Here is a 13,044-nt window from a genome sequence, read left to right as displayed (position 1 = left end):
AGCACCTCACTCCGTTCACATTCATCACATTAAGCTTTAGAACTGCCAAAAAAAAACATGTCTCATCCATTTCCAATCCTTTTAGTAGACGATGATCCATTAATTGCCGATGTACTCCAGCGAGCTTCACAAAGTAACTTTCCGGAAGCAATCTTTATACATGTCAGCAGTTTTGAGGAAGCGAAAACGTATATTGAAGGACTACAGGGTAAAGGGCCCAAAATAGTATTGCTCGATATCGACCTTCAGGATAAAGTCGATGGATTAGATTTTTTGGCATTGCTACGTGCCCACCCCAAAGGAAGAGTACTACCGGTAGTAATGCTTTCGGCAAACAAAACGCCCACGTTGGTAGAGCGTGCTTACTCCTTTGGCGCTTCTTCATTTACTATAAAGCCGTTCAGCTACGCAGATTGGAAAATGTACCTTAGTAACTTAAGAACCTATTGGTACGAAACAGTAACCCTGTTAGACATACGGCACTACAAAGAAGACGCAATCGAATAACTTCCTGTTACACCACTACGAGTGGCAGAAGAATCAAATCCGCTGCTAAAGTTCGGGCACCAGTTGCCTGCTATGCAGGAAATAAAGAAAGTACGTTGATTTTTTGATTAACTTGCCTTTCCACGGGTAGAGTTATGTATGGTGCAAGATCACTGGTACATAACTCTACCCGCCTTTGTATCTGTTATATTGCAACCGACCCTGACATTATGAGAACGCGTTCCCTCTCTCTCCTGCTTTTATGTATATCCCTGCTTTTCAGTTGCTCGAAGTCTTCCGATTCAGATAAATCCGAATCTGCAGTTGCTGATGAAGCGCCCAAACGGCTGAAAATTTCGCTGGAACTAATTGACAATAACTACCAAAACCAGGCTCGCTCACGATCGGTATTAACCCTGACGAATACAGGTGATGAAGAACTCCCCGTAACAGGTTGGAAGTTATTTTTCAATGGCGGAGCGCCCGCTACTTTCGATTCTACAATAGCGAAAGTAACGCTGTTCAATGGCGATTTGCATTACATAAGCCCCGGTCCTGCTTTCAAAGCGCTCCCTCCCGGACAATCAACCAGACTGGAGGTTTTAGCAGGAAAGATCCGCAATAAGACCGATTTCCCGGTTGGGTTCTACCTCGTTCTCGACAAAAACCCGGAGCAGGCTTTCCCAGTCGAAGTAGCTATCAATTCCGGTAAAATATTCGAGAAATCGGATCGTAGCCTGGCCGAGACGCTATTCACAGAAAACCAGAAGATACAGACTATTCCAGAGGATCGGTTACCAACTGTGTTTCCAACGCCCGTTTCGTATCAGAAGCAGGGAACACCTTTTGTCCTAACCGATCAGATGGTCATTGCCGCCGAAAAAGAATTCAGACCCGAAGCCGAGTTTCTGGCTACTGCTTTAACGCCGATTTTAGGTACTAAGCTAGTTCTTCAGGAGCAGGGTTCTGGAAAAGCCATCTTTCTTCAGAAGAAAGCCGGGCTCGGTGCCGAAGCGTATGAATTAACGGTTAATCAGGACGGCATTCGCCTGTCAGCAACAACGCGGGCGGGTATGTTTTACGGCATTCAGTCACTACAAACGCTGATACCAGCGGCTGCTCTCATTGGCAAAACAGGGTCTATTACCATTCCGGGGATTGTGGTATCCGATGCACCCCGCTTTCCCTACCGAGCCTTGATGGTAGACATAGCCCGAAACTTCCAGCCTAAAGCCGAAATCCTTAAAGTGCTGGACGTCATGGCCCTGTACAAACTGAACACCTTTCATTTCCACTTTAGTGAAGACGAAGGTTGGCGGGTCGAGATGCCCTCTTTACCAGAACTTACTGAAGTTGGTGCCAAACGGGCCCATACAACCGACGAGCAGAAGAACCTGATTCCCTCCTATGGCTCCGGCCCGTCGACCAGCAATACATCAGGAACCGGTTTCTATAGTAAAGCCGATTTCATAGAAATTCTGAAATATGCTCGTGACCGGCATATTGACGTAATTCCGGAAATAGAATCGCCGGGACATGCCCGAGCTGCCATAAAAGCGATGGATGCTCGCTATGATAAACTACTGAAGGCAGGAAACAAGGCCGAGGCCGAGCGCTACTTATTGCGAGATGTGGCCGATAAATCGGTCTATCGGTCGGTACAGGGCTGGAACGACAACGTTATCAATGTGTCGTTACCATCAACATATACGTTTATGGAGCGAGTAGTCGACGATTTGCGGGTTATGTATAAAGAAGCAGATGCTCCACTGAAAACCATCCATTTTGGTGGCGATGAAGTTCCGGAAGGCGTCTGGCAGAAATCGCCTGCTGTGCAGAAGCTGATGGCGGGCAATCCTGCCGTAAAAACGACCGACGATTTATGGTATTACTATTTCGGGAAAATCAACCAGATAGTAAAAAGTCGCGGTCTGTTTTTGTCAGGCTGGGAGGAAATTGGCTTGAAAAAGGTTACTCAAAATGGCAAAGTCACCTGGGTACCAAACCAGGCTTTTGCCTCCGAAAACTTCCGGGTCAACGTCTGGAAAAACAGTCCGGGTTCCGGGGCGGAAGACCTTGCCTATCGAATGGCCAACGCCGGATATAAAGTCATTCTGACCGGCGTGACCCATATGTATCTTGACCTCGCCTACAACCCCTCTTCGGAAGAGCCAGGCCAGTACTGGGGCGGATATGTCGATACTGACAAACCCTTTTCGTTTATTCCCTACAATTACCTGAGAAATCTGAAAGACGACTTCACCCGAAAACGCATTGCTCCCTCCATGATTAAAAGCCGGGAAGCTGTCACCGAAGCCGGGAAGGCAAATCTGGTCGGTATCGAGGCCCCCCTCTGGTCCGAAACAAACCGAACCCCCCAGCAATTCGAATACAAACTTTTGCCAAAATTGCTCGCCGTTGCCGAACGAGCCTGGGCTAAAGATCCTGCCTGGGCGCGTGAGAAAGACGATGCAAAAAGTGATCAGCTTTACAACCAGGCCTGGTCTGAGTTCGTACATGTTGTCGGGAAACGGGAGCTTCCGCGCCTGGATGTTTTTGCCGGAGGGTATCAATACCGGATACCTGCTGTGGGTGCTAAAGTTAGTAATGGCAAAGTATCCGCTAACGTCCAGTTTCCTGGGCTGATTATTCGCTACACCACCGACGGAACGGAGCCTACCGCCAAAAGCGAAGTTTACAGTGAACCGGTTACCCAAACCGGTAACGTTAAATTTAAAGCCTTCACTGCCGCTGGCCGCGCTGGGCAAACGGTAACTATAACTAAGTAACTAAATTAATATCAAACGACATTAAATCGCTCAATAACGTGAATAGTGGCTTGAATCGATCGAGATTACAGCCATTATTCACGTTATCTTATTGTTTCAAAAAATAAAGCAGGTATCTCTACTCGGATAGCTCAGAATTAGGTGGGCATACTCCGGCAAGCGCATAAGTAATAAATTTTCCGACAGCCAAACTAAAGAAAGCCACCCTAGTTGACGTTTATAAAAAGACAATCCCTCCCAAAAACAGTCTGCACATGGCAAATAAGCCCGGTGGTTGGCTCGGTAAATTGAGTAGCCTGATAATACCACCCAGCCAAACCGATACCCGTTCCACATCTACCGTTACTAACAAACGCATTCTGGACGAACTAATCGCCAGCTTCGAAGACTCATTGCACCGGGAGTCTTTCGGAACAAGTTTACTGTTCAATGCTCATTTCCTGATTATTATGCACCCCGACATCTATGAAGAGCGGCAAAACGCCTTTCCTGTCGTGGTTAACGAAGCGGTTGAGGCATTTAAAGCCATTATTGATTCGCACAAGAGTCAGTATGGCCGGGTGTCGCCGGTGGCATCGAGCTGGTTTTTCAAGTTTGGTGCCGGTCAGGAATTCAACGGCGAGCCGGTTGGCCCTACCGAGTTGAAAGTTATTGGCGCATTAACGGGTATTCTGCCCGGTAATGGCCCTGCCGGTGTCGCTGCCGAAAAAGTGAATGTAACCCGCCGGGTAAAACAAACAAACCGGTACGAAAAAGTTGACGTCGATATTCATGCTTTTCAGCATATTGATTTCCGTGAGCCCGGCGCCTTTGTGGTGAAATTCAATTTCGACAGCCCGGTAACTATTGCCGCGCAGGCACCGGTCAGCGTACCATTGCGGGGTGCCCCAGCAGCCGCTCCTCTGCCCCGTAGTATCGATGCGGGATTGGCGCAGATTAGCTTTTACATTGCCGAGCTGAATAAGGAAGACACCTATCTAATGCGTGATCGGGAAATTGTGGTTGCCCGTAAAGAACCCGACAATCAACACTTCCCGAACTACCTGCTGCTTGAATCGGCCTACGTGTCTAACCCACATGCCCGAATCCGGTATAACGACTCGACACACTCGTTTCAGATTGCCTCTTTCAGCCGCAACGAAACCCGGGTCAACGAGCATCTTATCGCCCGAAGCGAACCGGCTAATCCTCAATGGCTTGACTTACCCGATAAAGCCCAGATTCTGCTCAACAGCATGGTAACCCTTCATTTCCAGCGCAACTTCTGACGCCATGATCGATTTTCTGCTTGTCCTACTCCTGTTTGTGTTCGTCCTTTATCTGGTGTTCAGGCATTTTCAGGACTTACCCCGTTAAAACCAAACCAACCGGTATTGGGAGAGTTGTAGTAGCACTGAATTACATATCTGACTCTTTTTTCGTTTCGAATGAATGACTTACTAATCGCCGGCTTAACGGATGTTGGCCAACGCAGAAAGGACAATCAAGACACCTTTATCTGCACACCACTCTGGTCAGAGTCGAACGCATTACTGGCCGTAATCGATGGTGTGGGCGGTTATGCCGGGGGCGACCGGGCTGCCGCCATTGCCCGGGAAGCCATTGAGCGCTACATGGCAACACCCAATGGAGACCCTTTGTCCATGCTACGCGAAGCGGTTGTGTTTGCTAATAACCAGATCAACGAACAACGCCAGCAAGACCTTAAACTGGGGCAGATGTGCTGCGTACTAACAGCCGCTCTGGCTGATACCAGTACCAATAAACTGTACTATGCTCACGTGGGCGATACGCGGCTGTATCGCTACCGGCGGGGTGAGCTGACCAAACTCACGCATGACCACTCCCTGGTGGGCGTTCGGGAAGACGCTAATGAATTGACCGAAGCCGAAGCGATGGCTCACCCCCGCCGTAACGAAATTCTGCGCGAAGTGGGTTTGGCTACGCACCGGGTCGATGATCCTGATTTTCTGGAATCGGGTGAAACAACGTTTCTACCGGGCGATCAACTGTTATTGTGCAGCGACGGCCTTACGGATATGATTACTCAGGCTCAGATAAAAGCGGTCCTGAATCAAAACGTTTCGTTAGACAAGCAATTATCCGAATTAATCCGGGTAGCCAATCAGCAGGGCGGCAACGATAACATTACCGTTGTACTGGCCCGCAACACCACACCGGCGAATGAGCCCGCGGCTGCCGAAGCGAGCGCTGCCATTCACCCGGCCAGAGCCGATAAACCAACTGTATCTCCGGCTGCAGAACCCGTAAAACCAGAGCCGGTCAGGCAGTCGTCGACGGGCCGTTGGCTTGCTATGATCATTGTCCTACTGTGTTTGGCGGGTGGCATTTACTGGTATCAATCCTGGCCATCGAAAACCACCTTCATCCCCTCCGATAGCCTGAACACTGCCGAATTAACGGCCGATACGGTTGACTTGACCGTGCCAGTCACCCCTAAAATCGACTCCCTGGTGCAGGCGGCCTACCGAAGCACTGATCATCGGCTGGTACTGACCGATGACACACTTCGCATCAACCAACCGCTCTTGCTCACCGATTCATTGGTGGCGGTGTTGGGAAGTAACCGGCTGACCGTTCTTATACCTGCCGATACAGCCAACGCCACGGTAGCCATGCGCGTGAGCCGGCACGGTGCTATCAGCCTCGACAATCTGGTTATCAGCGGTTTCGATACCGGTATTGAGACAGATGGCAACGCGATCCTTCAACTAAAAAACGTATATTTCAAGCAAGTCGGTGTACCCGTTCGGGCGGCTATCCGGCAGGATACCTGCCTGAACACCATCATTACGGTTTCTGTACAGAAGCAATCGATTCCCGTTCCGGCTCCGACTAAACCCCTGCGTCCCTGATGACTACCGTGCGCTTTAACACCCAGTTTCCAGGCTACGAAATTTTGAGTGAACTGGGCCGCAGCAATGCCCGAATTCTCAAGGCACGTCACCTGGATACGGGCGAGTTGGTCGCTATCAAACACTTCGCACTGAATACCGATGCCGAAACCCTCCGTCGATTTCAGCGGGAATCGGCCATTATGACCAGCATTGCCCACCCAAATATTGTGAAAGTCCGGGAGGTGCAGTTGGAGGCTGAGCTGCCTTTTATTGTTATGGAGCTGATCGAAGGCGGCAGCGTCTGCGACCTTCTCAAAGCACAGGGGCACCTCGACATCCCAACCACTATTCGGCTCGGACTGCAAATGGCCAGCGCGTTCAGGGCCATTCATCCGAAGGGAATTATCCACCGTGACATAAAACCGGATAACATTCTTTACCGGCCCCTGCCCAGCGGTGAACTGCATTTTCTGCTGACTGATTTTGGCGTGGCTCGTTTGCACGAACAGTCAAACACGCTCACGGGGCAGTCACTAATGACCTACGAATATGCTTCTCCAGAGCAGTTTAACAACCCCAAAGGCGTCAACACCGCCACGGATTACTACTCGCTGGGCGTGGTACTGTACGAAGGCCTGACGGGTAAAGTCCCGTTTGTCATGAGCGACCATTCAGGTATAGTTACCTTCATGAACAAGGTACTCACCGATGCCCCACCCCCGTTGACCGTCTCGGCGAATAGCCAGTCGCTGGGTCTGTTTACGCCCGTACTGGAGAGTCTGCTCAGGAAGAACCCCGCCGACCGGCTGAATGACCCGGATGAGTTGACCTGGCTACTCAAACAGGCCGAACTGGCTTATCTGGAAGCTGGCCGGTCGAACCGGTCTGCCGCAGCACCCCCAGTTGTAGCGGCTTCCAAACCGGACGTCTTGAATAAACCCGGCCCGTCAGCGCCCTCTCTAGAGACAGCCCATGTTTCTCCCCGACCGGAGCCTAGCCCTTCAAAGAAGATTGGTAACAGCCGGATTCTGGCCTTCGCTGCCTTAGTGGTTCTGATCCTGGCGGGAGTGTATTACATCACGGCGAAACGCGACCCTAAGCCGGAAAGCAACTCCTTTCAGGCCGAACCAGCTACCACCCGAAATCCTGCCGCAACAACCACTTTAGACACCGCTGCCGCCCGAATCAGACAACAGGAAGAGGAAGCTCGTCGGCAAGAGCAACTTCGTAAGGAAGCGCTTAGGGCGGTGAGAAGCGTTCGGGCAAAAGCAACTGATTTTAAGGTCGGCTTGTTTGGCGGCATCAAACATTTGCAGGTTCAATTGACTAATCCAACCCGATTATCGTTTACTTACGTAGTAGTTCAGGTGAACTATTACAAGGAGAACGGTGGTCTGTATAAAAGCGAAAAAGTGTATTTCAATCTGGTGGAGCCAAATTCATCACCATCCAAGTCGGCTCCGGACAGTGACCGAGGAACGCGCGTATCCTGTAAAGTTACGAGTTACGAGTCGCCGGATATTCCTCCGGCTACCGATTCCCTGACTTCATCCCAATCTGAGTTGTTTTAATAAAATACCAATGCCAACTGTAAGCGTCAACACCCATTTCCCGGGTTACGAGATCATAGGCGAACTCGGTCGATCCAATGCCCGCGTACTGAAAGCGCGGCATCTGGACTCGGGCGATTTAGTAGCCATCAAGCATTTTACCCTGAATACCGACCCGGAAACCCTTCGTCGGTTTCGGGTCGAATCCGAAATTATGACCAGTATCCGTCACCCTAATGTTGTGCGGGTACGAGAAGTGCAACTGGATATGCCCCTCCCGTTTATTGTGATGGAGTGGGTAGAAGGCGGTAACCTGCGGACGCTCATTCAGGAACAAGGTCAGTTACCGGTTGCCACCACCATTCGGTTAGGTTTGCAGATGTCCGAAGCGTTCCACGCCATTCACCCGCAGGGGATTATCCACCGCGACATAAAACCGGAGAATATCCTGTACCGGCCCCTGCCCAGTGGTGAACTGCATTTTTTACTGACCGATTTTGGCGTAGCCCGACTACGGGAACAAACCCAAACCATGACGGGGCAGTCGCTGATGACCTATGAATATGCCTCGCCCGAGCAGTTCGACAACCCCAGGGGGGTAGATGTAGCCACGGATTATTATTCGCTGGGCGTCGTTTTTTATGAATGCCTGATGGGTAAAGTACCATTCTCAATGGCCGACAGCGCCGGGATCGCCACCTTTATGGGGCAGGTACTGCGAACAGAACCACCTGCTCTGGTACTGCCATCGGGCCAATACCTGCCGCCAAGCCTGAAAACCCTCATTGACTGGACACTCGTAAAAGACCCGGCTCAACGGCTGAGCGAGATTACCGAGCTGGCGTTACTACTCGGCCAGGCCAACGTTGAGTTGCTACAGGCTAACCGATCCGGTATTCGGCAGGCACCCATACCCATACCCCGGTCGCAGACGATGGCCGCACCCATACCAGTAGCGCAGCCAGCCGAAACCTACGAATCCACTCCCGACTATGAGCCTGCTGCCCAGTCAAACACCTGGCTGATTGCGCTGGCCGTTGTGGTAGCCGGGTTAATTATCGGCTTTGCTATTTACTATAAAGAACGCGACAAAGAGACGCCAGCCTCAACATTGGTTGATTCGACCGCCCTTGACCGGGATTCGCTGAAAACCGAAGATTTTGCACCTCGGAGAGACTCGGCAACCACAACAGAGCCGGAATCAGAAGAAGAAACAACGACAGATTCGGTAGAAATCACGCCAGTACCGCCGGCAGCAACGCCCAATAGCGGCTCAACGGCTACGCCCGATTCGACGGCCGTTCAGGACTCAATACGGTAGGTACTCCCCCCTGTCTACTAACCATTACTGCATGAAATCACTTACCGAACGCTTGTATTTGCCTATCGCATCGGTCATGTTGTTGCTGCTGTTCTATCGGCTGTACACCAACTTCCGGCCAGCCCTTGATCAGGCAAAACAAGCGTATGCCAACGGGCAGGCACTCAACCTGACAACAGGCCTGAAATCGACGGCTATTAAACAGCTTCTGACCACTGGTAATTATTACGCAGACCCGAAAGATGTTACCCTCGTTGCCGACTCGCTCCCTGCCAAACTGGCGCAGAACCAGACACTCGATAATCTGGGGGCTATAAACAAGCGTCAATTTTCGGTAGTAGCCCCTGTAAAATGGCGTAGCCGCATTGGCGGGGCCGACTTTCAAAGCCGCCTTCGGCTATCCCGGCAGCAAATGGGATTCGACTCCGTATTGTACAACCGGGAGCTAACGAACCCCAAAACCTACCCGTCCAGTGTAAACACCGGCAACGGTTCGGCAGCTTTCAGTGGAAAAGTTACCCACGACGACGAACCAATGCCGGGCGTGCTGGTTCAGTTGAAACGCCACCCCGCCACTGCCCAGCCAGATACCCTGGCCGACCGATACATTTACGCCCGCACCGATGCCGACGGAAAATTCACCTTTACCGGCTTGAAGGCGGGGTCAGGCTATAGTGTTGTACCGTTGAAGCCTGGATTTGAGTTCGGCAGCCGCAAAGGCGCATCAAACCTCAGCGGCAATCAGGATGTGCGCTTCACCGCACGTGCGCATCAGCTCCGGCTGATTGGGTCGACCGTATACAGCCAGTTAAAAACCGACCATGCACTTACTGTTCGTAACCCAGATACCTTTATCCGGCAGTTGTGGATCATTGTGGGCGGGTTTCTACTGGCTTTCTGGGCCGTACAGTTGTTCTGGACAATCCGCCGTTTCCGGCCCGATCCGCTATTGTTGCCCATTCTGATGTTGCTGACCGGCTTATCGGTCCTGACACTACTCGCCATTCAGGACCCTTTGCAGGACATGCTGTACGCTGGACAAACGGTACAGGGCATTGCACTTGGCCTGCTAGGGATGACCGTTTTATCCCAACTCAACATTGGCCGTTTCTACGCTACCTGGCAGTACGACTGGCTTTTTTCGTACCGAAATCATAACGCCGTGAGGCTTTCGGGCTGGACGTGGCTGGTACTGGCCGCTGGGCTGGCCGCGTTTACCCTGCTGCTAGGGTCGGGACCAGAAGGCAGTGGCGTACGCGTCAATTTGTCTTTTCTTGGCCTCACATTCCAGCCCAGCGAAATAACCAAATACTTGCTCCTGCTCTTCTTTGCGGGTTTCTTTGCGGCCAACGAGCAGCAACTTCGGCAACTTCCCGATTTACAGTGGCGGTTTGCTGTGAGCTTTGGTGCATTGGCTGGTGCCGGATTACTCATGCTACTGTACCTATTGCTGGGCGATATGGGACCGGCGCTGGTTGTCTGCTTTACCTTCCTTCTTTTCTACAGCATTGCCCGCGGAAATCTCCCGCTAACGCTGGCAACGGGGGTAGGCTACGGCTTGACGTTGTGGCTCTTGCCGGGCTGGCTCGCTACCCTTCTTAGTCTGGGCGCTGTCGTTGCATACTTGTTCGTCAAAGGTGATGCCCGATCGAAAACCGGGTTGGGTTGGGCAGCTCTCCTGGCCGAGGCTCCTATCTTGCTGCTGCTGGTGATGGCTATGTTTGCCTTTGGCGACAAGTTACCATCCGTTGGCGACCGCCTTGCCGATCGAAAAGCCATGTGGCTCAATCCCTGGAACAACGATGTGTACGGGGGCGACCATCTGGCACATGGCTACTGGGCGCTGGCATCGGGAGGCTGGTCGGGGCAGGGCCTGGGCAAGGCGTTTGCTAATTCCATTCCTGCCGCTCATACCGACATGATCCTGCCGAGTTTAGGCGAAGAGTTGGGTGGTTTGGGTGTCGTGTGTGTGTTTCTGCTCTTTGGCATATTACTCCACCGAATGTTCCTGCACGCACGCCGGGCGGGGCAGCCGTTTAGTTTTTTCCTGGTTGCTGGTATCGCCATCGCCACCGGAACACAGTTTTTGATCATTGCGGGCGGTTCAATTGGCTTATTGCCACTCACGGGAATCAGCGTGCCATTTCTGAGCTATGGCAAAATTTCCCTCATTATCAACCTCACGGCAATGGGTGCCGTCTTCAGCGTGGCCCATCGACCGGGGCAGGCCGAACAGCGCGAATACCTCGAAAAACATTACGACATCGTGCTGATGGCCGGTATCGTCGGATTCCTGGCGGGCGTTGTGGTGCTGATTGGGCATTTACTCCCGATCATCAGTTGGCGGGGTCGTGAGTACATCATCCGGCCCGCCAGGGTCATTACGCGCAACGGCGACCCGGTGTACAGCTACAATCCCCGCATCGAACGACTCACACGAGCCATAGCTGCCGGTACCATTTACGACCGCAACGGGCTCGTTCTGGCGGCAAGCGCACCGGATGTTGTGACCCGGCAACTCGAAAAGCTCCGGGAAAGTGGCTTGAAAGGAGATGTCGTTGAGGGACTGACAAAGAAGCGTCTACAGCGGTATTATCCATTTGGCAACCAGCTTTTCTTCTGGGTAGGCGATCTTAATACGCAACTCTTCTGGGGCCAGAGCAATGGGTATTATGCCGAAGCTGCCCACCTCAGCGAGTTACGAGGCTTCAACAGCCGCCCCCGTAAAACAGACCTGGTCACCACCGATTTCCGGGCCGACCGATTCAGTCCGTCGGTACAGCAAACACGAACGTTGTCGGTCTATGATTACAGCGAACTGGCCCCGGCTTTACGCGCCGGACTCGATAGCCGCGAAGTAGCCGAACGGAAAGCCAAAAACCGCGATATTCACCTCAGCGTGAATGCCGAGTTACAGGTGGCCATTCAGAATGCGCTGGCCAAATCCAGTTTTCGGAACAAGCGTATCTCGGTAGTAGTGCTGGATGCCGCTTCGGGCGATGTGCTCACCTCGGCCGTGCATCCGCTTCCCAATCTGCAAACCCCCGACGCCATGCTGCTGTCGGACCGGGACCGGCAAAAACTACCGTATCTTGTAACCGAGCGGGACCTGGGCATGACCTACCCCACGGCACCCGGTTCAACGGCCAAAATATTGACGGCTATGGCCGCATTCAATAAACTAGGCTCATCGGCTTCGGATGTTAGTTACCGGATCTCGTGCGAGGAAATTATTCGACGGGGTACGCGGGAATCTGAACCCTGTAACGAAACAGTGGATATGCGGAAGGCCATTGTCCGCTCGAGTAACGTGTATTTTATCCGCACTGCCAACGACCACAAGCTGGACAACCAACTGGCCGATCTCTATCTGGCCACGGGCATGAACATCGACTTTGTAGGGGGCTACTCCTTCTCCGACACTCGTACCGACCCCGAATGCAGCGCCATACGCGAGCACTGGCGCGACTCATCGTTCGTCATTCGCCGGAACCTCTACAACAGCGCCCAATACCCCCGACGATACCGCAGTGAGTTTTCGGGTTTAGCCTGGGGGCAGGGCCAGCTAACATCCACCCCGGCGGCTCTGGCACGTATGGCGGGAGCCATTGCCAATCAGGGTATACTACAGCCCTCGCGGTATGTGCTGGACCTGGCCGGAAAGCCCCAGCCCGTATTAGGTGGACAGCCGGTAGCCAAACAAGCCGACTACGCGAAACAATTGGAATCATTCATGATCGACCAGTCGAATCCGTCGGAAGGCCGGTCTAAAATCAGCGTGGCGCGAGTGGCAGGTAAAACCGGTACGCCGGAGCGCATCGTACAGGGCATTCGGCGGAATGACGGCTGGTATGTTTTCTTCGCGCCAACGCCCGATGGCCGGTCACATACGGTGGTTAGTGTTCGCATTGAATTAGGCGAATCATCGGCAGAAGCCGTTCAGCTTGCCAACAGCATTGTGGCCCCAATCCTGAAACAACAGGGGTATTTAGGGAGTTTTTAACGGCTACTTTTGGTTTCCCTCAAACGGAAATGGATGG

General features: G+C 52.4%; 7 protein-coding genes. All 7 read left to right on the top strand.

Features of this window, described 5'->3' with window-relative positions; translation table 11 throughout:
- Positions 1–57: 57 nt before the first annotated feature.
- The 7 genes from NT073_RS11680 to NT073_RS11650 all read left to right on the top strand — a co-directional run bounded on the left by NT073_RS11680 (position 58) and on the right by NT073_RS11650 (position 13,007).
- Positions 58–507, top strand: a complete 450-nt coding sequence (locus NT073_RS11680) for a response regulator (RefSeq protein WP_297373202.1) — start codon at positions 58–60, stop codon at positions 505–507.
- Between the two features lie 209 nt (positions 508–716).
- Complete coding sequence (locus tag NT073_RS11675) at positions 717–3,275, top strand: family 20 glycosylhydrolase (RefSeq protein ID WP_297373200.1); 2,559 nt, start codon at positions 717–719, stop codon at positions 3,273–3,275.
- 254 nt (positions 3,276–3,529) lie between these two features.
- Positions 3,530–4,543, top strand: coding sequence for an FHA domain-containing protein (locus NT073_RS11670; protein ID WP_297373198.1), 1,014 nt, complete (start codon positions 3,530–3,532; stop codon positions 4,541–4,543).
- A 159-nt stretch (positions 4,544–4,702) separates the two neighbouring features.
- Positions 4,703–6,151, top strand: a complete 1,449-nt coding sequence (locus NT073_RS11665; protein ID WP_297373196.1) for a protein phosphatase 2C domain-containing protein — start codon at positions 4,703–4,705, stop codon at positions 6,149–6,151.
- Positions 6,151–7,704 carry a serine/threonine-protein kinase gene (locus NT073_RS11660; protein WP_297373194.1) on the top strand — a complete coding sequence of 518 codons (1,554 nt, stop codon included), beginning with the start codon at positions 6,151–6,153 and terminating at the stop codon, positions 7,702–7,704. The genes NT073_RS11665 and NT073_RS11660 overlap by 1 nt, the downstream gene beginning before the upstream one ends.
- A gap of 10 nt (positions 7,705–7,714) precedes the next feature.
- On the top strand, positions 7,715–9,004 hold the full coding sequence (locus NT073_RS11655; protein WP_297373192.1) for a serine/threonine-protein kinase: 1,290 nt from the start codon (positions 7,715–7,717) through the stop codon (positions 9,002–9,004).
- A gap of 31 nt (positions 9,005–9,035) precedes the next feature.
- Complete coding sequence (locus NT073_RS11650; protein ID WP_297373190.1) at positions 9,036–13,007, top strand: FtsW/RodA/SpoVE family cell cycle protein; 3,972 nt, start codon at positions 9,036–9,038, stop codon at positions 13,005–13,007.
- Positions 13,008–13,044 lie beyond the last annotated feature (37 nt).

This window comes from Spirosoma sp. (assembly GCF_026391055.1).
Classification (GTDB): Bacteria; Bacteroidota; Bacteroidia; order Cytophagales; family Spirosomataceae; genus Spirosoma.
This window is presented reverse-complemented; position numbering and strand designations above follow the sequence as displayed.

Excerpts from the sequence above, each read along its gene's own strand:
- NT073_RS11655 (WP_297373192.1), top strand. The coding sequence starts at position 7,715 with ATGCCAACTGTAAGCGTCAACACCCATTTCCCGGGTTACGAGATCATA.
- NT073_RS11675 (WP_297373200.1), top strand. The coding sequence starts at position 717 with ATGAGAACGCGTTCCCTCTCTCTCCTGCTTTTATGTATATCCCTGCTT.
- NT073_RS11670 (WP_297373198.1), top strand. The coding sequence starts at position 3,530 with ATGGCAAATAAGCCCGGTGGTTGGCTCGGTAAATTGAGTAGCCTGATA.
- NT073_RS11665 (WP_297373196.1), top strand. The coding sequence starts at position 4,703 with ATGAATGACTTACTAATCGCCGGCTTAACGGATGTTGGCCAACGCAGA.
- NT073_RS11660 (WP_297373194.1), top strand. The coding sequence starts at position 6,151 with ATGACTACCGTGCGCTTTAACACCCAGTTTCCAGGCTACGAAATTTTG.
- NT073_RS11680 (WP_297373202.1), top strand. The coding sequence starts at position 58 with ATGTCTCATCCATTTCCAATCCTTTTAGTAGACGATGATCCATTAATT.
- NT073_RS11650 (WP_297373190.1), top strand. The coding sequence starts at position 9,036 with ATGAAATCACTTACCGAACGCTTGTATTTGCCTATCGCATCGGTCATG.